Genomic DNA, 25,208 nt, shown 5'->3' with positions numbered 1-25,208 from the left:
ATGGCCGATTAGGACGTTTTAAACTTATCTAAAATCGGGTTCACGATGACATCTTGACGCCAACCCGTCATGGCTGGATTTTGCCAATCAATGGCAGAACCATCAAACAAATGGCGCACCACAGGTTCTAACAGCTTGCGCTTCATCATGGCTTCTGGTGCCACGCCCATGGTTTCTGCTCGACCACGCACGAAGGCTTTCACCGCTTTGGTTAACTCCCCCGCCTGAGAAGGCAAAGGCGTTTCCAATGGCGATTGATATTCATCAGCTGACAGCTCTTTTACCATTGCGACTTTCTCAAGAATGGTTTCTCCGTACAAGCGCTGCTGACGACCCGTAATTTCCTCGGCAGAGGAAATGGCTTTATGATGCGTTGGTAGAATTTTAGCAATAGACCATAAAGTACGATCTTTCAGTATTTGTCCCTTTGGCACGTCTTCTTTTCGCGCTTGTTCATCGCGCCAAAGAAACAACAGACGTAACAAGGTCAGACCTTCTGGAGACAAACGCCATGCGGTTTTCACACCAGCCCAGTTTTGCTCTGGGTCTGAGTTCATCTGGTATTGCCACTTCAGTGTGTCACAGTCTTCCAATGCCCAATCGAGCATTTTTTTATCTTTTAGACGCGCCACCTGCATCGGATAGACTTTCGCAAGGTAGACCACATCCAGTGCCGCATAACGTTTTTGCGCATCGGTCAATGGGCGCTGTGTCCAATCTGAACGGGTTTCATCTTTTGCCACTTCAATGCGCAGGTATTCATGAATCAGTTTCACATAGCTCAATGACCATTGCGCACTGACATAGGCTTCACCCACCTGAGTATCGTAAAAAGGCGTTGGGAGTACCCCTAACAAACGATCAAACACATCGAGATCTTCAGAACAGGCATGAAACACCTTCATCACAGCTGTGTTCACCATTAACGCCTTTAATGGTGCCCAATCATCAATGCCTAAAGGATCAATTAAAACCGCTTTCTCACCTTCGCTGATCTGAATTAGGCCGGTAATCGGAAAGTAGGTTGTGCGACGAATGAATTCAGTATCCACCGCAATAACAGGCAATTCCGCCCAATAGTCACACCAGCTGGCCAAGGACGCATTATCTGCGACCCATACAATATTCAACGCCTCATCATGATCGTTCATTTTAGAGTGTCTTCCGTCCCTCTAACGCTAAGGCCAGAGTATTGCCATCAACGTATTCCAACTCACCGCCCATGGGCACACCATGGGCAATGCGGCTTACATTAATATTCAATGTTTTGAGTTTTTCCGCAATATAATGACAAGTCGCCTCGCCTTCTACTGTGGAGTTTGTTGCGATTATGGCTTCTTCTACTTCGTTTTCGACCACCAAGGCCTCCAAACGATCCAGTCCTAACTCTTCCGGCCCAATTCCATCAATCGGAGATAAGTGCCCAAGCAAGACAAAATAACGCCCTCGATACGCACCAGCCGATTCAATCGCCACGACATCTGCTGGTGTTTCAACGATACATAAGTGCTTTTTATCGCGCTCTGGATCCTGACAAATATCGCACTCGGACTCTTCCGTTAACGTACGACAGCTGCCACAACGCCCAACTTTGTCTAAAGCTTCGCGCAGTGAGCTGGCCAGTTTGTCGGCGCCTTGATGGTCACGTTCCAACAAGTATAAAGCCATTTTCTGAGCTGAACGCGGCCCAACACCAGGCAAACAACGCAAAGACTCAATCAGTTCCGAAATAAGAGGACTAAACAAGAGGTCAGCTCCTAGAAAGGCATTTTAAAGCCTGGTGGAAGAGACATACCGGCTGTCGCTTCTTCCATTTTGTCTTTCTGGTTAAGTTCAATATTGCGCACGGCATCGTTCATCGCTGCGGCAATCAAGTCTTCCAGCATTTCTTTATCGTCTTCGAACAAAGAATCATCGATAGAAACGCGTTTCACATCATGACGCCCCGTCATCACGACTTTCACCAAACCGGCTCCCGCTTGGCCTTCTACTTCCATATTGGCAATTTCTTCTTGCGCCTTCTGCATGTTTTCTTGCATCTTTTGCGCTTGGCGCATCATGTTGCCCATACCACCTTTAAACATCATTTCTCTCCAAATTATTAAGCTTTAACTTTTACTGAGTCATAAACCAGTTGTGCGCCCATTGTACTGGACAAGGCTTGCACAACCGGGTGTGAATTCAAATGTTGAATCGCTACCTGCAAGGCTTCTGCACGCTTGCTGGCCGCGAATTCTTCTGCAGTGACCCCTTCGGTCTCTTCTACAGTATCAATGATCAAAGGCACTGGCATGGCAAAAAAATCCCCCAATGCCCCTTGAATTTGTTCATAACGAACTTGGTTTAGCATGTGCCCATATTCAAGCGGCACTTGCAGTCGAATGCCTTGGTCACTGGCATCCACCATACTGGAATTCATTAAAATATTCTGCACCAAGCCTCTCAGAGGTAAGCGCGGTGCCACCAGCCACCAGATTTGCATGGTAAGCTCATTATAATGATTCAGCTCAGGTAATGGCATCCCCAAAGCAGGTTGCGCTATGGTATCTGGTACTTTGGCCAGTCTAGGGTCTGATGAATCTTTCTCAGCGGATTCAGGCTCTGCTTCAATGACCTCAGAGGCTAACGCTTCAACAAGATCAGCAGCAGGGTTAAAGGGGTCAGCCACATCCGCAATGGCTCGCTCTTCTGCCTCTTCTTCATCTTCCTCTTCGTCATCATCAATCGACTCAGACGCATTATGAGACGCTTCCAGCAACGACTCCACTCGTGCCACCGCTCGCTCAGACATTTTACGGTCGTCCTGGCCAGAATCAAGATCGACCACGCTCTCAACATCTGCCTTTGGTGCCTCAGTTGAATGCTCTACTGGGCGCTCACTTTCACGCGTCATCACGGTAGACGCGTCTACCTCAGAACGAGAGAGATCTGAACTCTCGACATCTGACGCTGCACTCTCTGAATTCTCTGAAGCAGCAATAGGCTCAAGCATTGAATCCGCTTGCTGTACTGCTTGAGGCTGTACTGCTTGAGACTGTGCCGCAGGCGCTATATTGTCGTCTACCGTCTCATCGATTGTTTCGTCCGCTGGCGCCTCTTCCCATGGGGGACGTTCATCCGCACTTAGCTCTGTAGACGGCGAAGATGTTTGTATTGGCGCTGCTTGCTTTGCTTGAATGTGGTCGGATTGGCGTTGATCTTCCGCATCGGCTAACCCGTTAGCGGATGTCATTCCGGCAACATCGGCCTCAGCCTCAGCAGCAGGGTCTAATGTGTTTTCAGATGTACTGTTGGGGCCAACGTCAGGTGTTTTTTTTTCCATTGCCACCGTCGGAGGCATTTGATGACTCACGGTCATAGGGGGCGCAGGACGGAAAGCAATCATTCGCAACATGAGCATTTCAAACCCTGCACGAGCCGAATGCGCTAGATGTAAATCTCGACGGCCAACCAACAAGCTCTGGTACATCACTTGAATTTCTTCAGGACTCACCGTTTTGGCAATATTTTGGATCTGCGCTAAGTCCCCTAACTGATCCGCTAAGGCGCCCGGCACTTGTTGCTCAATCGCCACACGGTGCAAGGTATCCAATAAACTGCCACAAATGGCGACGAAATCCGGTTGATAATCTGCGAGAGCCTCAATACGAGACAATACATCGGCGGCATTTTTTGATGCGATGCGCTCCAACAAGTCAAGAATCTGAGCTTGATTGACCAAACCTAACATGGCGGTCACACCGGATTCGGAGATACCACCATCGCCAAAGGCAATGGCTTGGTCCGTTAGACTCAAAGCATCTCGCATACTACCATTGGCGGCTTGGCCAATTTGCCATAAAGCCGGCTGATCAAATGGCACCTGTTCTGTGGTTAATACCGTTTGCAAGTAATCCACCACACGTTGAGGAGACATGTTTTTCAAGTTGAATTGCAAACAACGAGAAAGGATGGTCACTGGGAGCTTTTGCGGATCGGTCGTGGCCAATAGAAACTTCACATGCTCTGGCGGCTCTTCAAGGGTTTTTAACAAGGCATTAAACGAGTGCGTCGACAGCATGTGGACTTCGTCTATCAGGTAGACTTTAAAACGACCACGAGTAGGTGCATATTGTACATTCTCAAGCAGCTCTCGAGTGTCTTCTACCTTGGTTCGAGACGCCGCATCGACTTCGATTAAATCCACAAAGCGACCTTCGGCAATTTCGCGACAGCTGTCACAAGTGCCACAAGGCTCTGGAGAAATGCCATTGATTTCACAGTTTAAGCACTTAGCAAAGATACGTGCGATGGTGGTTTTACCAACCCCTCGTGTCCCTGTAAATAAATAAGCATGGTGCAAACGTTGCTGACGCAAAGCGTTTACCAATGCTTGGAGAACATGGTCTTGCCCTGCCATTTCAAGAAAGGTCTGAGGACGCCATTTACGTGCTAAAACTTGATAACTCATGATGAATTCTGGCTAATGAAAAGCGATTTTTTATTGTACGGTAGTCAGAGCAATTTCGAAACCATTGTTCGACGTTAGAATGCTAACTATTTAACCCTGAAAGCAAAAAAGTTCACTTTAAAGATCAAGCGTTTGGCAAAAACAAAATAGGCCTACACAGATGAGTAAGCCTATTCATTCAATGCCGATCTGCGCTCTAATTAGTTCGCTTTGGCTTCACGAATTTTGCGCTGACGCTCTTTTTCAGCGGCCTTTTCTTGACGGTGTTTCTCAACCGCATCTAAAACCTCTGCCCCAATGTGTTCTTCGCCACGCTGACGAGCCAACTGCACTTGACGTTCACGCTCAATAAAACGCTGACGCTGCTCGTCTGTGTATTTGTCGAAACAATGCACACAGCTGACACCTTGTTGAAAACGCTCGTCTTCCTTCTCTTCCTCGGTAATCGGCATACGGCAAGCGTGACACTGGTCGTACTCACCTTTTTCCAAATCATGATTCACCGAAACGCGATTATCAAATACGAAACACTCACCTTCCCACATGGTTTCGTCTTTTGGCACTTCTTCTAAGTACTTAAGAATACCACCTTCTAAGTGATACACTTCTTCGAAGCCTTGCTCCAACATGTAGGCGGTGGATTTTTCGCAACGAATGCCACCAGTACAGAACATGGCCACTTTTTTCTGTTTCTTCGGATCCATGTTGTCTTTCACGTAAGACGGAAACTCTCGGAAGGTATCGGTCTTTGGGTTGACCGCATTTTGAAAAGTTCCAATCTGTACTTCGTAATCATTACGAGTATCGACCAGCATAACGTCTGGGTCTGAAATTAGGTCATTCCAATCTTGTGGCTTCACATATGTGCCGACCACACGTTTTGGATCAATCCCTTCCACCCCCATGGTGACAATTTCTTTTTTCAGCTTTACCTTGGTACGGTAAAACGGCATATCTTCGTCATAAGATTCTTTAGATACTATGTTTTCCAGTCCCGGCTGCTGATCCAACCAAGCCAACATGGTATCGATGCCTTCGCGAGATCCGGCAACGGTGCCATTGATCCCTTCACTTGCTAACAGCAAGGTACCACGCACCTGATTGTCTTCTAGGACTTTCAATAAAGGCTCACGAATGGACTCGTAATGCGGAAGTTCAACGAATTTATAAAGGGCACATACAACGACTTTTGACATATTTTCTCTCCTATGCGGTCTGGAACGTAAAACCAGAGCAATGATTAACGGCGCGCATTATAGAGATTTATTCGCCATTTTTCGAGTTTATTGGTACAAAAAATAGCAACAGATTAAAACGGCAATAGCGAAAAAACCTTATTGATCAGGGTCGACTATTTGGCCTGTGGAATTATTGATACGAAACCAACCAGCAATACTGTGCCGAGTTCGATTGGCGGCCAACACTTCATGCGGGAAGGCTTCACTTAGAAAAATCGCCAAACGACCTCTTTGCGGGTAAAAACGCCCTAGTACGTTATCGGTTTCCCGTTCGTCGTACAGTACAAACTCACCACCATCTTGGTCTTGCCAATCATCATTTAAATACAATACCGTCGATAACACTCGATTACTGCGCCCTTGAAAGGCATCGAGATGCTTTTCGTAAAATGCGCCTTTTTCATAACGAGCAAAATGCGCCTCATAATCAAACAACCCCAGAAAAAGTCGTCGATTTAAAGCCACCCTTAATTCTTCCATCACCTTCAGAAAATCACGGCGTATCGGCCTGTCGGGGTCAATCCATTGGATATAATCACGACGGGCATCTAACATCACCTGATGATCTTGTTTTCGCCCAATGCCAGCCTGCTGCATATTGGCATGATCAATGCCGTGCACCTCATCCATCAGAGCTTGAGTAAATTCATCGGAAAAAAACTGGTCTTGTACACTCCAGCCCTGAGTTTGCAGATCCATCAAGACATTGGCAAACGGTGCCTCTCGACTAAAGGTCGGAATCGAGTTTTCAACGTACAAAGAAGGAGCGGATAAAGTTTCAAGAGGCATAGATTAATCACTCCTAAACAGGCAAAATTGCCAATCTGGTTATCATACTGTAGCCACACAATTAACACACCTAGATAATCTGACCATGAGCCCAGCTTTTCAACTTCGCGATTACCAAATTCAAGCCGTCGAGTCTTCACTAGCGCACTTTCGGCGCTCTGATGACCCTGCGGTGATTGTATTGCCAACTGGCGCTGGCAAAAGCTTAGTCATTGCGGAGTTAAGTCGACTAGCAAAAGGCCGCGTTATCTGCCTTGCACACGTAAAAGAACTGGTCGAGCAAAATCATGCTAAATTCGTCGCGACAGGCTCCTCCGCCGGCATTTACTCGGCTGGCTTAAAACAGAAGAGCCATGATGAGAAAACCATCTTTGCCAGCATCCAGTCAATTTCCGCCAATTTAGAACGATTTGATCAAGCGATTAGCCTAGTCATTATTGACGAATGCCACCGTATCGGCAAAGACGATGATGGCCAATATTTAAGTACCATCGCTCACTTCAAAGCCCTCAACCCTAAGGTAAAAATTCTTGGTTTAACCGCGACACCTTACCGACTTGGCAGCGGCTGGATTTATGAGCAACATTACCACGGCTACGCTCGCCCAACGCAAGACGCCTTTTTTAAAAAATGCATATACGAATTACCACTGCAACACATGGTCAAGAAAGGCTACCTAACCCCACCAATCCATTACGATGCAGCCATTGCCCACTACGATTTCAGCCTATTAACAGAAAGTCTCGATGGTGAACACAGCACGGACGATATCGCCCTAAATGAACTCATCCACAAACACCCACGGGTTACACAAGCGATCAGCGAACAGATTTTGCAACTGAGTCATGACCGTCAAGGAGTGATGATTTTCGCTGCCACCATAGACCATGCGAAAGAAATCGTTAGCTATTTACCTACTGATCAAACCGCCCTCATTACAGGTCAGACCAAGAACAAACAAAGGGATTCACTGGTTCAGGCCTTTAAAGCCAAAGAGATAAAGTATTTGGTCAATGTGTCTGTGTTGACCACAGGGTTTGATGCCCCACACGTGGATGTCATTGCCATTTTGCGCCCGACACAATCCATTAGCTTATTTCAACAAATTGTCGGGCGAGGTTTGCGTTCAAGCCCAGGCAAGAAAGATTGCCTAGTATTGGACTACACCAACAACGGCTACAATATTTTCCAGCCAGAGATAGGTGAAAAACGACCAACCGCCGATTCCGTCGCTGTGCAAATCCATTGCCCTGAGTGTGATTTTGCGAATACTTTTTGGGGGCGAAAAGACGCTGATGGCAATGTCATCGAGCATTTTGGGCGTCGTTGCCACGGGCTGATTGAAACACCGCATGGTGAAGAGCAATGTTCGTATCGCTTTCGATTTAAACGCTGCCCTCATTGCAATGAAGAAAACGACATTGCCGCTCGACACTGCCAACATTGCCAAGAAAAATTGATTGATCCAGATGATCTACTGAGAAAAGCATTAAACCTAAAAGACAACAAAGTACTGCGCTGCGCAGGCATCAGTCCGAGCATACACACTTCAGACAACAGCATTAAAATCACTTACCATGACGAAGATGGCTTAACTCTCACTGAAACCTTCCGCTTCGACTATAAAAAATCTCGACAAAGCTTTAATGAGCTATTTGGGCGTCGTATTGCCAACGCAAGCCAGACCCTAGAGTTTGATCAAGCAGAGCAAGTGGCACCTTTTATAGACTACCTACCTACCCCCGATTTCGTGATCGCGAAAAAGAACAAACAGCACTGGCAAGTTACAGAGCGACTGTTTGATTATCAAGGACCTTTTCGCAAAGCCAACGATCTTAACTAATCAGCTTATACGTCCTTCTTTTCGCCTTATAAAAAAGAAAGGCGCTTTACTGTGATTTCTTTGCGGCGTTTTGATAAGACACTTCAAAAGGTAAGTTTAACCGTTTCAGACGCGCCATCGCAGCGTGCCCGAGCTGCCCCTTTGGTACACTTTCCAGTAATACAAACCAATAATTTGCGACCATATTTTCAGCAAAAACATGCGCCGTTTTTTCATCCACTCCCACGTGCTGGAAACGCTTCACAATGCCTTCAGAAATAATCGTAATTTGATTGGTGTGAAAACCGCCTGTCACCACGCTATCCAGCAAGACTTCTCGTGTAAATTCGGCGTATTCATCATAGAAACGGAACAAGACTTGCGCCATCTGCGACAAGTATTCAAGCGGTGACACACAATGGGATTGGGCTTGAGCACCCGCCCTTAGCGCGATATCCATTTCATCAAAAAAGATATCCTTCACCAGCGCTAGCTTGTCGGGAAAATGCACGAACAAGGTGCCGACAGCAATGCCCGCTTGCTGACTTAAATAACGAGTACTTGTGGCGGCGATGCCTTGGGAGAGAAAAGCCTGCTTGGCAATGGTTTTGATTTTAGATCGAGTATGTTGTTTTTGCTGCTGTCGAAGACTCACGTCACCATGCCCTTTACTGAATAATCATCAAAGCCTAGCCTATCTGATTTTCAATGACGAGCAGATTTTCAATACCAAAACTGGCAGTGCAATTATCGAACAGTGTTGACCTTGGGCATGGTGGAGCGTTCTAGACGAGTGTTCAAATCCGTCATAAAAGACTCAATGCGCTGAGCATTCACACCATAATCCCCTCGACCAACACGAGAGCAAGAACGCATGTCTATGCGAACCTTGTCATTATCCACCTGCAAAATACGTATCACGACATCATCACGAAAACCAAAAATCGGCGTACGAGCGGTTGCCTCAATCATACCTGCTGCCGGGTATTTGGCGACAACATCCCAACCACGATCCTGCACCAAATCCGCTACGACATAATACACCTGCTGCTTACTTTCAGGCGTAAATACGGGTTTAACATTTGGATAATGCTTCTTCTGAATAGGTGCCCAATCTGGGTTGTAAGCAAGGTCATTCTCGTTGGAACTGCGAATGAAATTCACATTCAAAAACGCAGGTGGCATTTCTGTGTCAGTGGAGATGTCATTAATAGAAGGTAAATCAGAGCGGTGTAAATAAAAGCCGATCCACATAAAACTGTACACAAGAGACACAATGAGTACTAAGAAAAAGAAACGCTGACTACCGATATTTCTTTCTTTGCAACAAGCGCCTAGTGAAACAATGGCCAATACAGATAACACCAATGAAGCATAAACACTTTCACGCACCATGGAAAAACCTGTCAGTGGTTCAAAGATCCCCACTCGAACACCAGCAATTGAAACAAAGGCCATACATCCCACTAACATCAGAAGAACATACAACACAGGAGAGATATAACGACTCATAAATAACTCAGTGGTACCAAAATAATATCTCACACCTTAGCGTGAGAAAGAGATCACGAACAGCGCTAAAAAGAAGCTTCCAATTCATTCCTCTGTATTTGCATAATTTGTTTAAAGCTTTCTTCAGGAAATCGTAAATTTGCCATTTTTTGTTAACAAATTTATACATTTAAGAGCAATAAGACAATGACACAAGATGGCATTTTTAATAACTAAAACGCCCATAGACATTAGGCTAAAAAAAACCATAATGACGCTCTACTTTAAAAACGAAGACCATGATGACTAGAGAGTTTCAAAAACACGCCGTCGATCAATTGAGAGAAGACTGCAAATCCAAAGCCATGCGACCTTTTCTAGCAAGAGGCTCAAATGCTGACCGATGCGCCAGCTGCTTAATGGCGAAATCAGCTTGCTTTTGCGACCAAAGGCAAACACAAAACGCGGCCATTCACTTTATTTTGCTTTACCACCGGGACGAAATACACAAACCGACAAACAGTGGCCGACTGATCGCGGACCTTTTCCCGAATCAGACACAGGCTTTTATCTGGAGCAGAACCGAACCAGAAAAAGCTCTCCTAAACCAGCTAAATGAAAACAAACAGCACTGCACTCTTCTCTTCCCCAATACGTTAACAGCCCAAAAACAAGGAAGAGCTATGAGACAACAGATAGAAGTAATAAAAGAAAACACAGGAAAGCCGCACACCTTTGTCATTCTTGATGGTACCTGGAAACAAGCCAGCAAGATGTTCCATCAAAGCGAGTGGTTAAAGACCATTCCTCACTTTGAAATCAACCAAGCAGCACAGCGCTCATTTTTAGTACGACATTCGCAGCATGACATGCAGTTTGCTACCGCAGAAGTCACCGCCATGCTGTTAGACAGCTTAGGCCACAAGGATCAGAGCGAACACCTATTGCGTTATTATCAAGCCTTTAACCAAGCCTGCTTAAACAGCCGTAAACGAGGCAATGACCATACCAGGTAACAACAAACATTTGGTCTCATCACCTACATTTGGCAAAACACCAATAAAAATGTAGCAAAATTACAAAAAAGCGCAGATTAACTGATTGCTTTTCATACAGTTAATTTATCTCAAAAGTAAGTTAACCCAACCATTAGAGTGAAACTGCAAAGCTTGCTTCTTCTTTTTACCCACCAAAATTGGGCCATTATCTAAAAACAAGAAGGCCTTCCAAGTCCGCTTAAACACTCCCCAGCTGAGCTCAAAAATTTGCTCATTGTGGCAACAAAAATAGACAGTGGTGTCCTCCCCCCAATGGTGACAGTGCGCCAGCACGGCCTCCGGCAGTTCTAATAAATCACTGTCCCATGCTTTTTCCCATTGAACCTTATTAATCTCAAGCTCTTCAGGGACTTTCTTAGGCCAATCAAACTCGGTAAAAAGATCTGGATGAAGCTGATCCTGACTAACGTAATCACGCCAAATTTGCTCTGCTTTTGATTCTGTCAAAAAGTGAATTTGTGCCAAATCCTCCGGTGCCACCTTAGGGTCTTGACGTTTAAAAATCCAACTTTTTGAGAACAGAGATAATGCTTGATACAAGACAATTTTCCTTAGAATTTAATAAAGGTGAAAAAAACTCAACTATAGAGTGAAAAAGGATCGTTTGTTCAATGGGTCAGCCTTAACTAGTATTACTCTTGTTGTAATAAAACAACATTTTTGCAAACCGACCTATAAGGAGAGACTCATGGATTCTCAAAAACAATACGAAGCACTACTTGCACAATGGGGTTATAAAGATACCACAGTTGAAGATCATGCTCGTCGTCAAAAGCGTGCTCGCCAAGCTAAAGCAATTGCGGCTTTCTTTAAAACAAGCTTTCGCTCTATCAAAAAAATCAGCCTTCGCTCTCAAACTCTTAGCCAAGCCAGCTAACTCTTAGCCGCTTTGGCGCAACCTAGACAACAAACGTCTCTTAAAAGACGCATGATTATATCGTAAAACATTTTTCTTCTGGGGAGAAAAACAATAAAGCCCCTCCCTTCCTTAACCTACCTATAATTCGTTATCATCAAAGCACATTCTCAACCCAATATGCTTTTATATGATGCATTCCTACAAAGCCATTCTATTCGATTGCGACGGTGTGATCGTTGACACCGAAAACCTATCAAATGACTTACTTCGCACTATGCTCAAAGAGCTAGGGCTAGAGCTTGACGATCAAACACTTCATGACAAATTCACCGGCTTTACCAATCAAGAGAATCTACAAAATGCCGAGGCAATGCTTGGCAAAGCGCTACCAGATGACTTTGATTCAATCTATCGTCAAAAATTCCAAGCGCTAATGGAAGAAGAGTTAGCCCCCATTACAGGCGTCGTCGAATTGCTGAATAAAATCACGGTTCCGATCGCCATGGCGACCAATGCCAGACGCCAAGAGATGAACTATAAACTGAATAAGATTCAGCTTGCAGAGCGTTTCAGCACACGATTTTGTGTTGAAGATGTGGCCAAAGGAAAACCATCACCAGAATTATACTTAACCGCTGCTCAAGCACTAAGCACAGAGCCAAAAGATTGCATTGTCATTGAAGATTCCGTGGCGGGCATTCGAGCAGGACGGGCAGCAGGTATGCGGGTGTTTGCTTTTAGTGAAAGCGTACCAGCAGAATTACAGCTGGCCGCCGGTGCAACTGAAGTCTTCAACAGTATGAAAGAACTGGAAGGCTTATTGGGATTATCATAAGCCTCTCCATTCAATTTTTTTTCACGGTCGAATTAATCACTAACAGCTTGTAATTGTTTCAGCAGACTCTTTGGCAAATCTTTGATCACCAAGGTGCCGGAGTCTGCATCAAACTTAATCGACTCCCCTAGCAACTCGCTATCAAAACTTAAGGTTAAGGCACGGGAACTGCCCGATAAACGCGTTAGTTTCTTCAATGCCGCTTTTTCAACGAAGATTTCTTTCTCCATTTTAAAACTATCAGAATCTGCAATTTCTAAAAATTTGTTGGCTTGTTCAACCGAGAAACGTGATTCAACCTGCGACGCAATATCTTTAATCTCCAATGGCTCACGCTCTTCTGCTTTTGACTGACAATGCTCAGAAACCACTTTCTTGAATTCATTTGCTTGCTTTGAAGGAATGCCTTCTGCCTGACAAAACGCCGATGTCAAATCCACCAATTTGCGTGTTTCTTTCGCTGCGGCTTTCGGCTCATCACAACCGATAAAATGTGTAAAGTATTCACTTTCAAATTTAGGAGCACGACCAAAGCGAAACGCAATGTAACGTCCTTCATCACCAGACTGCCAAGCCGTCAAGTTGATACGCAATGCCATGTGGAGCTTTTCCATTTCGATCTGTTCAATTTGCGACAAACTCAAATCCGCACCAAGACCAATGCCTTTTTTACGCTTCAACATAACAATGTATAAAAAGTGCGTGTCATGAAGTTCATAATGGTTAAACCACAACAAACCACCTTCCGCCTCTTCTACCGATTCAAGGTGTTTCAAGTATTCGGCAGCACAATCTTTTGTAAACGCGGCAAAATCGGCAAAGTCGTTATCTTTAAAATGTTTATACAGTAAACCCGGTAACTGAGACCCCTCATCACTGCCTTGTGGATTGGCAAATCGTCCAGTGTTCATTCCAGATCGATTAAATAAGTTGGTCACTTGCGCTGACAACGCTTCCGCCTGACTATCTACTGGGTTTTCATTCGGACGCGCAATCAAAATGGCCTTGCGTTCACCTTCATGCTTCTGAATTTCATGCACAATTAAGTTGCTAATAGACACCAGCTACCTCTACGTTTAATATGGATGTTTAATGACTTTTTCATTGAATCTGTAACGCCTTCATTCACAACAAGATTTTCCATAGAATAAGTGCCATGATAAAACCTAAAACCACAAAAAAAGAGACACGACAAGAACTCGAGTCTTTGGTCGAGGAATTTATCAAAGCCAAAGGGGAAATCCAACAAGTCGACATGGGCGAATCAGGCCTTGTTGATGGAAAGTATAACACGAGTCACATCGGCTTTAGTGAACCAAGACAAGACCGCACACCACTAAATCATGTGGTGGCCGCAATTCAGCATAAGAAACACCCGCCCTCTTCGTCGTCAGCCCCGAAAACAAACAAGACTAGACCGAAGAAAAAAGTCATTTATGATGATTTTGGCGAACCCTTACGTTGGGTATGGGAAGATGAGTAAAAAGCATGCAAGTCCGAGTTAACCTTTTGTATTTACTGAATCTTAGCGCCATAATGCCATGCAAGCAGAAATCAAAAAGGAGAGAACCATGTCGATTCGTTACCTACATGCAATGATACGAACAGATAAGCCAGAGGAAAGTCATACTTTTTACACACAAGGCTTGGGTTTGGTACAAACACGCCGTATGGACAGTGAAAAGGGCCAGTTTTCACTTATCTACTACGCCTCTGAACCAGGCGCACCTGAAGTTGAGCTGACTCACAATTGGGATGATAGAAGCTACTCAGGTGGCGACCAATTCGGCCATTTGGCCTTTGAAGTAGACAATATCTACCAAGTATGTGACAACCTACAAAATATGGGTGTAACCATTCTACGACCACCACGCGACGGCCACATGGCCTTTATTAAAGACCCAAACAACATCTCAATTGAGCTGCTTCAAAAAGACGGCTCGTTAGAACCTGCTGAACCTTGGGCATCGATGGAAAACACAGGAAGCTGGTAGAAAACAGCCCCCTCTTTAACAAAACGCTACATAAAAACAATTTAACAAAACAAAGATACAAAAAGCCCATGGCTAGTGATCATTTTTTAAATTAAAATTAGCTTAAGTAGTAAAGTTGTATAAAGAGCCAGTTATTCATGACGTCAATCATTAAACACATCAGCATTGCAGCCTGCCTGCTTGCCTTTAGCCATTTCGCGACAGCCGAAAGCCTGTATGCGTCAAATGTAAAGGCCCGTCTTGCAGACACCGATCGTGATGGCGTAATTGACGCTCGTGATCTTTGTCCAGACACGCCATCAGACTCTGCCGTAGACAATGAAGGCTGCTCGAGTCAAACTTCAAAACTGCTTTCTGTTGAACTAAACATATTGTTTGACTCAGGCAAAGCGAATATCAAACCACGTTTCTATTCTGAATTAAAAGACCTTGCGGCCTTCCTTCAAGAGCACCCACACAGCAACATTGTCATTGAAGGCCATACAGACAGCTCAGGGTCAGCAGAATCAAATCGCGTTTTATCCCAAAAGCGAGCTTCTGCTATTGCAGATGTATTAGTTGATAGCTTCCGCATTAAAGCCAACCGCGTCAAAGGCATCGGTTACGGTGAAACCCGTCCTATCGCCACCAATGACACCCCCGAAGGCCGCAGCCAGAACCGCCGTGTTGTTGCAGAAGTATTTGCAAAAGAGCAATTCGCTAATCAGCGCTGGACCATCTACAGCGTCGACCAAAGCGCCAACACCGCTTACAACCGCAACAACTAAAACGTCCCTGTTTTAAGTTCAAAATTACACATACTGACCAGCGGCAAAGCCACTCGCCCACGCCCACTGGAAGTTATACCCACCAAGCCAACCAGTGACATCCAGCACTTCACCAATAAAGTAGAGACCTTTTTGTTTTTGCGATTCAAAGGTCTTTGACGAGATTTCCTTGGTATTAACGCCACCTAATGTGACTTCCGCGGTGCGATAGCCTTCCGTACCATTTGGTGCAATGTCGTAATGACTAAGGTATTGGAACAGTTGCTCGATTTGTTCGTTTGAAGTTTGTGCAGAGCGCTGATCTAACCAATCAAAACGCACTTTCACTAGTTCCACTAAACGTTTTGGCAATAAACTCGAAAGATAACCCTCAAAACTCTTTTTCGGTGCTTCCTGTCGTAATGCCATTAGAGATTCTAACGTTAAGTTCGGGATCAAATTGATTCCCAACGACTCACCCGGCTGCCAAAAGTTGGTAATTTGCAATATAGCTGGACCACTGACACCTCGATGGGTAAAGAGCATAGGCTCTTGAAACGACACACCTTTAGAAGTGGCGGTGATATCACAGGCAATACCAGATAAGGCGGCAAACTGCTCTTTTCGTTCCGGCTGAACCGTAATCGGCACTAAGCTTGCTCGTGTCGGCAACACTTCATGGCCGACTTGTTTGGCCATATCATAACCAAAACCAGTCGCACCCATGGTTGGAATCGACAAACCACCGGTAGCAACCACCAATGAATCACAAGCAAATACACCTTGATTTGTGGTCACCAAGGTCATGTCATCTTGATAGTCAATTTTTACAACCTTGATATTCAGCTTAATATCAGCACCAGACCACTCCACTTCCGTCATTAAAATAGCCAATAAGTCTTTCGCAGAATGTTCGCAAAAAAGCTGGCCTGGGGCCTTTTCAACATAATCCAAACCATGACGATCCACTAAATCAACAAAGTCTTGCGGTGTATAACGACGCAATGCAGAGATACAAAAATGAGGATTATCCGATAAAAAATGTTTCGGGGCGGCATCCATGTTAGTGAAGTTGCAACGTCCGCCTCCTGACATGAGAATTTTCTTACCCGCTTTATTCGCATGATCGAGCACTAAAACTTTTCTGCCACGATACGCTGCCGTTGCAGCACACATTAAACCCGACGCCCCTGCTCCAATTATGATCACATCTTGCTTATCCACAGCCTACCTCAAGTTAATTTTGGCAGCATTATAGAGCTTTAGGCGCTTTTTTTCATTGCTTAGTCAAAAACTCCAAAGAAAATTAATGAAATTTTATTGTGCTTTTTATTTTCCACAGAATCCGTGAAGAAGCTTGTGGGAAGATTGTTTTTTCCTTTATTTTTCAATCAACTACACAAAATCAAACATTTTTTATTTTTTCTTTAAAGAAAAGGCAATAAGACAAAAGCAAGTGTTTTTTTTAAAAATGTGCAAATTTTATTCATTCAGAGGCTTTACATAAAAACTGTATAGGCATACAGTACTGTATAAACAAACAGTTAAATTAATATTCTTAAAGTGAAAATAAGGATTTAGTTATGATTAAACGCTTCGCCTCCGTCCCTAGTCTTCAAAAAATGGCCGCATTAGGACTTGCTGCTCTCGCACTTTATGCACCAGTGAAAGACCTCATGGATTACACTGGCACCTTGTTTGCCAAACAAACCATTCAAATAGTAGATGTCTCTTTTGGCGCTAACATGCCGTGGCAAAAAAATCACAGCCATTATTTAAACGTGAGTAATAATGCTCAGACCAGTCTTTCACGTGCTCAAGTCATTTACACCAAATTGCGTTTTGAAAATCCAACCTCGGAACCTCAAACCTACCGTAAAATCTGGCTCAATTTTTCGCATGATAATGGTGACCAAGAATACACAACAGATTACACGCTTTATAACAAAGAGACGCGCCAACGCTTAATTGGACAATCTGTGCAAGTTGGCCCAAACAGTTCTGTTGATGTGATTGCCGCTTATCGCTTTATTCCAAGCTATAAACATAAATCCCCCATCAGCATGAGCGTTTCTTGGGAAGGTAAAAGTCTATTACGAGAAAAAGCATGTGAATACGGTTTAGCCAACACAGCCGAAAATGCTTTCTACAATCAGTGCGGACTATAAGCTAAATTTATCATTCAACTAAGTAATTAACATTAAAATACAAAATACGTAAAAAGCATGTGAAAGGACGCATTGATAATCGTTTTCATTTCAAATATAGTGTTGTAACAATTCAATATTGGAGCATCAAAATGAAACGATTACTGACACCGGTTGCGGTTTGTGTAGCAGGTGCGCTACTAACGGCATGCGGTACAACCAATGTTAAAAATGATTCCGCTTCTGTCACAGCTGATTCTGTTGTTACTCATTACGCTGACATTGCAGAAGCCATCTATGGTGACTCTTTAACAACCGCGCAAGATCTTCGCACTACAATCAATCGTTTCCTAGACAATCCTACCGAAGCTAACTTAAAAGCCGCACGCATCTCTTGGGTGGCTTCTCGTGTTCCTTACCAACAGAGTGAAGTTTACCGTTTTGGTAATGCTATCGTTGATGACTGGGAAGGCAAAGTGAATGCTTGGCCACTTGATGAAGGTCTTATCGACTATGTATCAACCAGTAGTTACGGCAGTGAATCGGATCTAAACCCACTTTACACCGCAAATGTTATTGCTTCTAAAAGCTTAGTCATTGGTGGCGAAACGGTTGATACAAGTAAGATCACACCAAAGCTTATTGCTGATCACTTGCAAGAAGCCGATGGTGTAGAAGCGAACGTTGCTAGCGGCTACCATGCGATTGAATTCCTCCTTTGGGGTCAAGACTTACATGGTACTAACCCAGGCGCAGGTGAGCGTAAAGCGACTGACTTCGACCTAAATAACTGTACCAATGGTAACTGTGATCGTCGTCGTGAATACCTAACCGCGGCAACCGATTTGCTCATCTCTGATTTAGAAGAAATGACTGATAACTGGAAACAAGGCGGCGCGGCGCGTCAGGCTTTACTTGATCAATCTGCAGATGAAGGTCTTTCTACTATCCTAACCGGAATGGGCAGTTTAGCTTACGGCGAGCTAGGTGGTGAACGTACTAAATTGGGCCTAATGTTGCATGATCCTGAAGAAGAGCATGATTGCTTCTCTGACAACACTCACTGGTCACATTACTACGATGCCAAAGGCATTAAAAATGTTTACCTTGGTGAATATCAACGTGTTGATGGCAGCTGGTTAAAAGGCGCTTCTTTATCACAACTCGTCGCTCAACAAAATGCGGTTCTAGACAGCAACATGAAGCAGAAATTGGACATGACAGAAGACGCCGCACAAGCTATGGTAGATGCAGCGGCACAAGGTCAAACCTTTGATGTTCTGATTGCTATGAACAACACACAAGGCAACCAATTGGTTCAAGACTTTGTCGATTCCTTAGTTGTGGAAACACATGTAACGGAAGAGATCATTCAAACTCTTGGTCTGCAGGACATTGCGTTAGAAGGTTCTGATAGCCTTGATAACCCAAGTGCAGTATTCGAATAAGACCATTGGAATAGAATACTCCTAACGCGATAATCGAAAACAGTCGCGTTATAATAGGGAAGGCGTGAAATACAGAGTGATATCGAACTCGGTGTTTTGCCCCTTCCCTTTTACATGTGCATGGGGTCACAAGACTTTTGTGTCATTTAGTCAATAAGTGGTGTTTGCCTAATCTATGACCAGATCGAAAAATGAAAATTTGCTATTGTTAGCTGGCCTTTTTGCCAGCTTTTTTGGTTTTACTAATATCTCGGTTGCCAGTGAATATTCACAGCCACTGCCAACCTTGTCGGCGGATGAAAAGCTTGAATTTCGCATTGGCGAAGGCGTGTTTCAGAAATTTTGGGTGCCCGCGCCCTCATCAACAACAGCCAGTGATGGCTTAGGGCCACTGTACAATACTCGATCCTGTAACAACTGCCATGTCAACAATAGTCGAGGCCATGCCCCAAAAGCTCATATTCGTGGTGCAACCATCCCTTCTTTCATGGTTCGTTTAGGGAAGCGTTATGCCAATACAACAAATCATCATGATGGCATTTACCCTAATGTGGGGGATCAACATTATGGCGGCCAATTTCAAGGCCAAAGTACCAATGGCATTCTACCTGAAGGTGACTTTTACCTTACCTATGAAACCCATATTGAAGTCTTAGATGATGGACACAAAGTGTCACTTAGAAAGCCAGAGCTTCATTGGAGCAAATTACACTATGGCCCTTTTGAACCTGACACGGGGTTTACTTTACTGAATTCCCCGTCGTTAGTCGGCATGGGATTGCTAGACAATATTCCTGACCAATACATCATCGCCAAGGCCGACCCAGACGACATTAATCAGGACGGTATAAGCGGTAAAGTCAGCTGGATACCAGGCCCGTACAACCCCATAGTCGGTCGTTTTGGCTATAAAGCCACGACACCCAGCGTAACGGCACAAAACCAACTCGCCTTTAATACTGATTTGGGACTCTCAACCACTCTATTCCCATCGCCTTCAGGCGACTGTACAACATTTCAAACAGACTGCATGAAGAGTCCGAATGGTAATAGCCCTCATCTGGATAATCTCGAGGTGGACAAACAACAGTCCCGACTAGTCGATTTATTCGTATCTTTAGCCGCGCCACCAGCTATACGAAATTTGTCAGAGCCTGATTTCTTAGCGGGAAAAGACATTTTCATCAATTCAGGTTGTGCTAGCTGTCATACTCCCAAAATGGTAACAGGCAATGGCTCACCATATAAAGCCTTAAAAAATCGCACTTTTTACCCTTTTACCGATATGCTTCTACACGATATGGGAGCAGAATTACGTTCGGGTTTTCCCGTTTACTCCGCCGAACCTCAAGAATGGCGAACCGCTCCTCTTTGGGGAATTGGTTTATCCGAAAAAGTATCAGGTCGAGTGGGCTTTCTTCATGATGGACGAGCTCGGACAATTGAAGAAGCCATTTTATGGCATGGCGGTGAAGCCAAATCGAGTCAGCAAGCTTACAAACGCTTGAGCAAAGAATATCGCCAAAAACTCATTTATTTTCTGGAGTCGTTGTAATGAAGTATTTTCCAAAAATCATGGCTGTTGCGATTAGTGCCAGTGTCCCTTTGCTTAGCTTTGCAGGACAATGGCAAGGACCACTAAATGGCATTATCTCTGACGTTATTCGCAGCGGCTATAATACCTACGCAGTTTCTGCTGATACCCTTGCTCAACAAACTACCCAATTGTGCGCGGCCCCGACCAAAGCCAACCAAGCGTCTACAGAAACGGCTTTCCAAAATAACGTGCTCGATTGGCAACAAGTACAATGGTTAAACTTTGGCCCTGTTACTTATTTCATGCGTTACTATGCATTCGAATACTGGCCAGATAAAAAAGGCGTGACCCAGCGCCAGCTAAGAGCACTGGCTCAACAAGATTCTAGTGTGATGGAAGCGCCTAAATTTTGGACCTCTGCTAGTATTGCTGTACGCGGCCTAACCGCCATAGAAAGCCTTCTGTATCATCCAGATTTCACCCCAATGAAAACCAAAAACCACTGCCATTTATTAGAAAAAGTGACAGCACACCAATTTAGCAGTGCTAGCGATGTGGCAAAGCAATGGCAAGATAGCCGCGCACAAGACTGGATCTTTGCAGAAGAAGGCGCGGAGTTTGATGCAGAACAAGCGGCATTGGAGCAAGTACTGCAACAGTGGATTGAACACATGTCGGCAGTGAAAGACGCAAAACTGGAAACACCAATTGGCTACAATGGGCATGAAAACCTGAAACTGGCGGAATTCTATCGCAGTCACCTTTCATTGCCGTCCATTCAAGCCAATCTAATGTCCTATCGTAAAATCTATCATGCTGGTCAGCCTTCACTATACGACATTGCACAGCAACAACACCCTAAACTGGCTAATCAACTTGAGCAGGCGTTAATCAATAATCAAAAATTGGCTTTGCAACTGCCAGATGACTATTTCCAATCCAGCTATTCAAAAGCCCAGCGCATTGAGATGGCGACGCCACTCGTTAAATCGATTTCCGCTAGCCAAACCTATTTAGCACAATTAGTCACTCAACTGGGTTTCCAGATTGGCTTTAACAGTCGCGACGGAGATTAAAAATGTTATCAAGACGCCGTTTTTTAGCATTGAGCGGCGCGCTTGCTAGCGCGCCATCTTGGGCTTCTATCGCCGTATCAAATGACGAAAAAACGCTATTTGCTTCAGCATTTTCAAAGAGCAAAACAGAGCATTTTTTTGGCCTATTTGACACAAAAGGGAATCTTTTCTGGCAAACAAGATTACCTGATCGTGCTCATGCTCCTGTTGTGCACCCCAACCAAACTATTGTCGGGATCGTGGCACGACGACCTGGCTTTTATATGGACTTCTTCAATGTTACCACTCACGAAAAATTGATACGTATTGAGCCAGAGAAAGAACACCACTTTTATGGTCATGCGATCTTTAGCCATGATGGACAACGCTTAATTACTCAAGAAAATCATTATCCTTCTGGTGAAGGTAAAATTTTTGTTCGTGAGTGGCCAAGTGGGCAGGTTTTAAACGTGTACTCAAGCCATGGTATTGGGCCTCATGAATCAGTTTTACTAAATGACGATGTCTTAGTCATTGCCAATGGTGGTTTGAAAACCCATCCTCGCAAAGATCGTGAAATTCTTAACTTGGATACCATGTCGCCTAATGTGACCTATCTGTCATTACAGAATGGTGAGCGATTAAACCAAGCATCCAATGCTGAAGAATTACACCAGCTGAGCATTCGTCATTTAGATGTTAATCAAAAAGGCACGGTGGCGCTCGGCTTTCAATATCAAGGTCCATTATGGGATCAGGTTCCATTGGTTGCCTTGTCGCGCATCGATCAGCCTGAGCTGGACTATTTACCGATTCCAGAACAAGTGAGAGCCCGATTTAAACAATATTGCGGTAGCGTATGCTTTGACCAATCAGGAGACGTATTGGCCATTAGCACCCCTCGTGGTGGTTTTGTCGCCTATTGGCATGTCGACAGCAAAACCTTCCTAGGCATTGATAATTGTCGCGATGTATGTGGTTTAATCGCCCATGGTAATGCGCACGAGTTTATTCTAACCACAGGCACTGGTAGCCAATTTGTCAGCAACCCTGTACAAGAACAAATCAATTTGATCAATAAACACCCAACAGTTCACTGGGACAACCATTTACGGCAAATTAATACATAATTAGTTAGATTTAAGCCATTTCTTGCATGGTCAAAGCCATTATTTTTCGGTACTGTCTGTCTAGAACGAGCCGTTTTATGTGGCTCCTTTCTTTTTACATTATGAAGTTGATTAATGTTGATAGACTCTTTAAAGCAGTACTTTTTTATTGATTCGGATCAGACCAGTGGACAGAGCGAGGCCTCCTTCCAACTGAGCATCCTTCGAATCCTGATAGCATTGACCATCAGTATTTTTTTCATTTCAGAGTTGCATTCACTGTTTATTCACGGTGAATTGTTTTTCTTTGAAATGAACAGCCTGTACTTATGTGCATTATTTACTCTGTTGTATTTCAGTCAAAACCACTCTCAAACAACCGCTTCTCTATTCGTCTTATCACTGGTCCTAGTCAGTGGTGTTATGTTGCTCACAAACCCAGAGAAAGAGTCCGAGAAGTATGCTCTCATTGCACTTTACTCTATTCCTTTAATCACTCGATTACTGTTTAGTTTTAAAGCCTCTTTAGTGGTTATGGTGCTCAATTTTGTCCCTTTTTATCTCGTGACCACACAATGGTTAAACAGTTTGCCAGCCAATGAGTCTTCCTCATTTTACTTCCAACTATTAACCTTTATGACACTCAATATTGGCTTACCCTTGGCGGTGTCACAGATCATACATTCATTAGAAAATCACAGCACTCGCATGCGTGCTCTGTATCGTAAGCTCAATGAAAACTATCTATTGTATGAGGAGTTCTTTGAGAACACAGGTACGCCCACCCTATTGTGTGATCAGCGTGGTGTTTTGATAAAAGCCAATCAGTTAGCCAAAAAATTGCTCGGGCAAAAGCACCATTCGACATTTTCCGGCACTCGCATGGGCGATTGGCTTTCCCCCCTTAACAATGAATCAAAGTTATTCTGGCAATCAAACAAAGCTGAATGCACGCTAAAACACAACACAGATATGCACATTCAAGTCCGTCGTGCCTCTCTCACCAATCATGGTCATTATATTCTGCACTTGGATAATATGACCGAGTTTCGCGCCATTCAGCAGCAATTGGAAAACACTCAACAAACCAACAGCCGACTCGCTCACTTTGATCTACTGACTTTGTTACCAAATCATTTAAACTTTTGCCGTCAGGTAAACATCAAGATCAATGAGCAAGAGCATCACTTAACCGGCGCCATGTTTATTATTCGCATCAGTCAGTTCAAATTGTTAAACAAACAATACGGCAAAGACAACGCCAATAAGATTATTTTAAATTTCTCCAAAGCCTTGCAAAACAAACTGTCTGACCAAGCCATTGTTGGCCGTTTACGGGGCGTAAAATTTGCCTGTTTTGTTCCGCTTAACCAAACCCATTTAATTCAAAAAAACCTATCTGCCTTAATCCAATCCTTATTGCCCGCACAGCTTATGCTAGACGGCCGAAGACTGAATATGGACTACCAGCTCGGTATCTCGTATTACCACACAGATGGAAAAACCGCAGAAGAGTTACTAGAACATTGTGAGATGGCGCTAGAGTACTCCACCAGCACAGATAAATTCTCTTTTTATAACCACAACCTAGAAAGCAAATTGGTCCGAGAGCACAACCTAAGCCTAAAACTTAGCGCGGCCATTAAGCACAAAAAAATTGATATTTGGTTACAACCACAAGTGAATGCAAGCGGAGAAGTTCGCTCTTTTGAAGCCCTTGCTCGCTGGAAAAACGAAGGGGTGTTTGTTTCTCCAATGGTGTTTATCAAGCTGGCCGAAGATTTAGGTATGCTGCCTTTGTTGGCGGAAAACCTAGTGAGAGAACTGGTTGATACACTTTCCGTATGGCATCAAGAGCACATCAAAACTCCCATCGCGCTGAACTTAGCCGGACAGGAACTAATGAATGATGCCTTCTTTGCCTTACTCATGACCCTGATTGCCGATAACCCTTGGTTGAGCAACATGCTGGAACTGGAAATAACAGAGACCAGCTCTGTCATGACCCATCCATTGATACATAAGCGCTTACGCAGCTTGTCACAATATGGCTACGCCATTGCCATTGATGACTTTGGTACAGGCCAAGCCTCTCTTGGACAACTAGTCGACATTCCGGCCAACATTTTAAAAATTGACCGCCGCTTTGTTTCACCATTACCACAAGACCAACGGCATGTTGATATCGTGAAATCCACCATTCAATTAGCCAATTCGCTTAATATGCAAGTGGTTGCCGAAGGCATCGAAACAAAAGAACAAGCAACGCTGCTAATCGCTCTTGGATGCCACACGCTACAAGGTTACTACTACTCGAAACCCTCACCGCTTTCTGACTGGACCGCCAATGGTCATGAAAAAGCCAAGCAACACAGAATGGTTTATTAATACCCAATCCACTTACCTTCATCACTTCATTTTCACTTTGAATAGTAGCGCTATTCTTTAGAACTTAGGGGACTTAGCACTTAATCTATATCATTACGACTAGATCAGCTTAAGGTCATACAAAATCATCACCGCACCAAAGCACCACAACGATCCAAGTTAAAAAGCAGACATTGACTCCCCAAAAAAATCGTCTCACTCTGAACTCGAAGCAAAAAAAACCAGAGCCTAGGCTCTGGTTT

The 25,208-nt window shown here is 44.2% G+C and carries 24 protein-coding genes; 13 read left to right on the top strand and 11 right to left on the bottom strand.

What is annotated here, in order from left to right:
* Positions 1-8 precede the first annotated feature (8 nt).
* From rnd to MAR181_RS07745, 6 genes are all read right to left on the bottom strand, one after another.
* The gene (gene rnd, locus MAR181_RS07770; protein WP_013796041.1) at positions 9-1,151 is read right to left on the bottom strand and encodes a ribonuclease D; all 1,143 of its coding nucleotides are present in this window, start codon (positions 1,149-1,151) and stop codon (positions 9-11) included.
* Between the two features lies 1 nt (position 1,152).
* Complete coding sequence (gene recR, locus MAR181_RS07765; protein WP_013796040.1) at positions 1,153-1,746, bottom strand: recombination mediator RecR; 594 nt, start codon at positions 1,744-1,746, stop codon at positions 1,153-1,155.
* An 11-nt stretch (positions 1,747-1,757) separates the two neighbouring features.
* Positions 1,758-2,084: a YbaB/EbfC family nucleoid-associated protein gene (locus MAR181_RS07760; RefSeq protein ID WP_013796039.1), complete on the bottom strand. Its 327-nt coding sequence runs from the start codon at positions 2,082-2,084 to the stop codon at positions 1,758-1,760.
* 17 nt (positions 2,085-2,101) lie between these two features.
* Positions 2,102-4,450, bottom strand: coding sequence for a DNA polymerase III subunit gamma/tau (gene dnaX / locus MAR181_RS07755; RefSeq protein ID WP_013796038.1), 2,349 nt, complete (start codon positions 4,448-4,450; stop codon positions 2,102-2,104).
* Positions 4,451-4,650: 200 nt separating this feature from the next.
* Complete coding sequence (gene trhO, locus MAR181_RS07750; RefSeq protein WP_013796037.1) at positions 4,651-5,646, bottom strand: oxygen-dependent tRNA uridine(34) hydroxylase TrhO; 996 nt, start codon at positions 5,644-5,646, stop codon at positions 4,651-4,653.
* 138 nt (positions 5,647-5,784) lie between these two features.
* The gene (locus MAR181_RS07745; RefSeq protein WP_013796036.1) at positions 5,785-6,477 is read right to left on the bottom strand and encodes a 2OG-Fe(II) oxygenase; all 693 of its coding nucleotides are present in this window, start codon (positions 6,475-6,477) and stop codon (positions 5,785-5,787) included.
* Positions 6,478-6,562: 85 nt separating this feature from the next.
* On the opposite strand from MAR181_RS07745, the gene radD reads away from it, so the two are divergent.
* Complete coding sequence (gene radD / locus MAR181_RS07740) at positions 6,563-8,320, top strand: DNA repair helicase RadD (protein ID WP_013796035.1); 1,758 nt, start codon at positions 6,563-6,565, stop codon at positions 8,318-8,320.
* Between the two features lie 46 nt (positions 8,321-8,366).
* Here the strand turns inward: radD and MAR181_RS07735 are convergent, their stop codons facing one another.
* Positions 8,367-8,954, bottom strand: a complete 588-nt coding sequence (locus MAR181_RS07735) for a TetR/AcrR family transcriptional regulator (protein WP_013796034.1) — start codon at positions 8,952-8,954, stop codon at positions 8,367-8,369.
* Positions 8,955-9,046: 92 nt separating this feature from the next.
* Positions 9,047-9,811 carry a DUF1499 domain-containing protein gene (locus MAR181_RS07730; RefSeq protein WP_013796033.1) on the bottom strand — a complete coding sequence of 255 codons (765 nt, stop codon included), beginning with the start codon at positions 9,809-9,811 and terminating at the stop codon, positions 9,047-9,049.
* A 278-nt stretch (positions 9,812-10,089) separates the two neighbouring features.
* On the opposite strand from MAR181_RS07730, the gene MAR181_RS07725 reads away from it, so the two are divergent.
* Positions 10,090-10,806, top strand: coding sequence for a tRNA-uridine aminocarboxypropyltransferase (locus tag MAR181_RS07725; RefSeq protein ID WP_013796032.1), 717 nt, complete (start codon positions 10,090-10,092; stop codon positions 10,804-10,806).
* A gap of 105 nt (positions 10,807-10,911) precedes the next feature.
* Here MAR181_RS07725 and MAR181_RS07720 read toward each other — a convergent pair whose 3' ends face one another.
* Complete coding sequence (locus MAR181_RS07720; RefSeq protein WP_013796031.1) at positions 10,912-11,388, bottom strand: DUF2947 family protein; 477 nt, start codon at positions 11,386-11,388, stop codon at positions 10,912-10,914.
* Between the two features lie 148 nt (positions 11,389-11,536).
* On the opposite strand from MAR181_RS07720, the gene MAR181_RS07715 reads away from it, so the two are divergent.
* On the top strand, positions 11,537-11,725 hold the full coding sequence (locus tag MAR181_RS07715) for a hypothetical protein (RefSeq protein ID WP_013796030.1): 189 nt from the start codon (positions 11,537-11,539) through the stop codon (positions 11,723-11,725).
* Positions 11,726-11,894: 169 nt separating this feature from the next.
* Positions 11,895-12,542 (top strand): HAD family hydrolase, encoded by a 648-nt coding sequence (locus tag MAR181_RS07710; RefSeq protein ID WP_013796029.1) that lies wholly within the window; start codon positions 11,895-11,897, stop codon positions 12,540-12,542.
* A 32-nt stretch (positions 12,543-12,574) separates the two neighbouring features.
* Here the strand turns inward: MAR181_RS07710 and MAR181_RS07705 are convergent, their stop codons facing one another.
* Positions 12,575-13,603, bottom strand: coding sequence for a nucleoid-associated protein (locus MAR181_RS07705; protein ID WP_013796028.1), 1,029 nt, complete (start codon positions 13,601-13,603; stop codon positions 12,575-12,577).
* A 95-nt stretch (positions 13,604-13,698) separates the two neighbouring features.
* Between MAR181_RS07705 and MAR181_RS07700 the strand changes: the two genes are divergently transcribed.
* The 3 genes from MAR181_RS07700 to MAR181_RS07690 all read left to right on the top strand — a co-directional run bounded on the left by MAR181_RS07700 (position 13,699) and on the right by MAR181_RS07690 (position 15,303).
* Positions 13,699-14,025 carry a hypothetical protein gene (locus MAR181_RS07700; RefSeq protein WP_013796027.1) on the top strand — a complete coding sequence of 109 codons (327 nt, stop codon included), beginning with the start codon at positions 13,699-13,701 and terminating at the stop codon, positions 14,023-14,025.
* A gap of 88 nt (positions 14,026-14,113) precedes the next feature.
* Complete coding sequence (locus tag MAR181_RS07695; protein WP_013796026.1) at positions 14,114-14,536, top strand: VOC family protein; 423 nt, start codon at positions 14,114-14,116, stop codon at positions 14,534-14,536.
* A 137-nt stretch (positions 14,537-14,673) separates the two neighbouring features.
* Positions 14,674-15,303 carry an OmpA family protein gene (locus tag MAR181_RS07690; RefSeq protein ID WP_013796025.1) on the top strand — a complete coding sequence of 210 codons (630 nt, stop codon included), beginning with the start codon at positions 14,674-14,676 and terminating at the stop codon, positions 15,301-15,303.
* Between the two features lie 24 nt (positions 15,304-15,327).
* Here the strand turns inward: MAR181_RS07690 and MAR181_RS07685 are convergent, their stop codons facing one another.
* A complete protein-coding gene (locus MAR181_RS07685; RefSeq protein ID WP_013796024.1) occupies positions 15,328-16,506 on the bottom strand; it encodes a BaiN/RdsA family NAD(P)/FAD-dependent oxidoreductase in 1,179 nt (392 codons plus the stop codon).
* A gap of 359 nt (positions 16,507-16,865) precedes the next feature.
* On the opposite strand from MAR181_RS07685, the gene MAR181_RS07680 reads away from it, so the two are divergent.
* The 6 genes from MAR181_RS07680 to MAR181_RS07655 all read left to right on the top strand — a co-directional run bounded on the left by MAR181_RS07680 (position 16,866) and on the right by MAR181_RS07655 (position 24,966).
* Positions 16,866-17,450, top strand: coding sequence for a hypothetical protein (locus MAR181_RS07680; protein WP_013796023.1), 585 nt, complete (start codon positions 16,866-16,868; stop codon positions 17,448-17,450).
* Between the two features lie 131 nt (positions 17,451-17,581).
* Entirely contained in the window at positions 17,582-18,877 is a 1,296-nt protein-coding gene (locus MAR181_RS07675) for an imelysin family protein (RefSeq protein ID WP_013796022.1), read from the top strand.
* Positions 18,878-19,052: 175 nt separating this feature from the next.
* Positions 19,053-20,432, top strand: a complete 1,380-nt coding sequence (locus MAR181_RS07670; protein ID WP_013796021.1) for a di-heme oxidoreductase family protein — start codon at positions 19,053-19,055, stop codon at positions 20,430-20,432.
* Entirely contained in the window at positions 20,432-21,490 is a 1,059-nt protein-coding gene (locus tag MAR181_RS07665) for an imelysin family protein (protein WP_013796020.1), read from the top strand. The genes MAR181_RS07670 and MAR181_RS07665 overlap by 1 nt, the downstream gene beginning before the upstream one ends.
* 2 nt (positions 21,491-21,492) lie before the next feature.
* Positions 21,493-22,599, top strand: coding sequence for a DUF1513 domain-containing protein (locus MAR181_RS07660; protein ID WP_013796019.1), 1,107 nt, complete (start codon positions 21,493-21,495; stop codon positions 22,597-22,599).
* Between the two features lie 114 nt (positions 22,600-22,713).
* Entirely contained in the window at positions 22,714-24,966 is a 2,253-nt protein-coding gene (locus MAR181_RS07655) for a GGDEF domain-containing phosphodiesterase (RefSeq protein ID WP_013796018.1), read from the top strand.
* Positions 24,967-25,208 lie beyond the last annotated feature (242 nt).

Source organism: Marinomonas posidonica IVIA-Po-181, from assembly GCF_000214215.1.
In the GTDB taxonomy this organism is placed as follows: Bacteria; Pseudomonadota; Gammaproteobacteria; order Pseudomonadales; family Marinomonadaceae; genus Marinomonas; species Marinomonas posidonica.
Note: the sequence above shows the minus strand (reverse complement) of the source record. Positions and strands in the feature narration are given on the sequence as shown.

Excerpts from the sequence above, each read along its gene's own strand:
- rnd (WP_013796041.1), bottom strand. The coding sequence starts at position 1,151 with ATGAACGATCATGATGAGGCGTTGAATATTGTATGGGTCGCAGATAAT.
- MAR181_RS07760 (WP_013796039.1), bottom strand. The coding sequence starts at position 2,084 with ATGTTTAAAGGTGGTATGGGCAACATGATGCGCCAAGCGCAAAAGATG.
- dnaX (WP_013796038.1), bottom strand. The coding sequence starts at position 4,450 with ATGAGTTATCAAGTTTTAGCACGTAAATGGCGTCCTCAGACCTTTCTT.
- trhO (WP_013796037.1), bottom strand. The coding sequence starts at position 5,646 with ATGTCAAAAGTCGTTGTATGTGCCCTTTATAAATTCGTTGAACTTCCG.
- MAR181_RS07745 (WP_013796036.1), bottom strand. The coding sequence starts at position 6,477 with ATGCCTCTTGAAACTTTATCCGCTCCTTCTTTGTACGTTGAAAACTCG.
- radD (WP_013796035.1), top strand. The coding sequence starts at position 6,563 with ATGAGCCCAGCTTTTCAACTTCGCGATTACCAAATTCAAGCCGTCGAG.
- MAR181_RS07730 (WP_013796033.1), bottom strand. The coding sequence starts at position 9,811 with ATGAGTCGTTATATCTCTCCTGTGTTGTATGTTCTTCTGATGTTAGTG.
- MAR181_RS07725 (WP_013796032.1), top strand. The coding sequence starts at position 10,090 with ATGATGACTAGAGAGTTTCAAAAACACGCCGTCGATCAATTGAGAGAA.
- MAR181_RS07715 (WP_013796030.1), top strand. The coding sequence starts at position 11,537 with ATGGATTCTCAAAAACAATACGAAGCACTACTTGCACAATGGGGTTAT.
- MAR181_RS07710 (WP_013796029.1), top strand. The coding sequence starts at position 11,895 with ATGATGCATTCCTACAAAGCCATTCTATTCGATTGCGACGGTGTGATC.
- MAR181_RS07700 (WP_013796027.1), top strand. The coding sequence starts at position 13,699 with ATGATAAAACCTAAAACCACAAAAAAAGAGACACGACAAGAACTCGAG.
- MAR181_RS07695 (WP_013796026.1), top strand. The coding sequence starts at position 14,114 with ATGTCGATTCGTTACCTACATGCAATGATACGAACAGATAAGCCAGAG.
- MAR181_RS07690 (WP_013796025.1), top strand. The coding sequence starts at position 14,674 with ATGACGTCAATCATTAAACACATCAGCATTGCAGCCTGCCTGCTTGCC.
- MAR181_RS07680 (WP_013796023.1), top strand. The coding sequence starts at position 16,866 with ATGATTAAACGCTTCGCCTCCGTCCCTAGTCTTCAAAAAATGGCCGCA.
- MAR181_RS07675 (WP_013796022.1), top strand. The coding sequence starts at position 17,582 with ATGAAACGATTACTGACACCGGTTGCGGTTTGTGTAGCAGGTGCGCTA.
- MAR181_RS07670 (WP_013796021.1), top strand. The coding sequence starts at position 19,053 with ATGACCAGATCGAAAAATGAAAATTTGCTATTGTTAGCTGGCCTTTTT.
- MAR181_RS07665 (WP_013796020.1), top strand. The coding sequence starts at position 20,432 with ATGAAGTATTTTCCAAAAATCATGGCTGTTGCGATTAGTGCCAGTGTC.
- MAR181_RS07660 (WP_013796019.1), top strand. The coding sequence starts at position 21,493 with ATGTTATCAAGACGCCGTTTTTTAGCATTGAGCGGCGCGCTTGCTAGC.
- MAR181_RS07655 (WP_013796018.1), top strand. The coding sequence starts at position 22,714 with ATGTTGATAGACTCTTTAAAGCAGTACTTTTTTATTGATTCGGATCAG.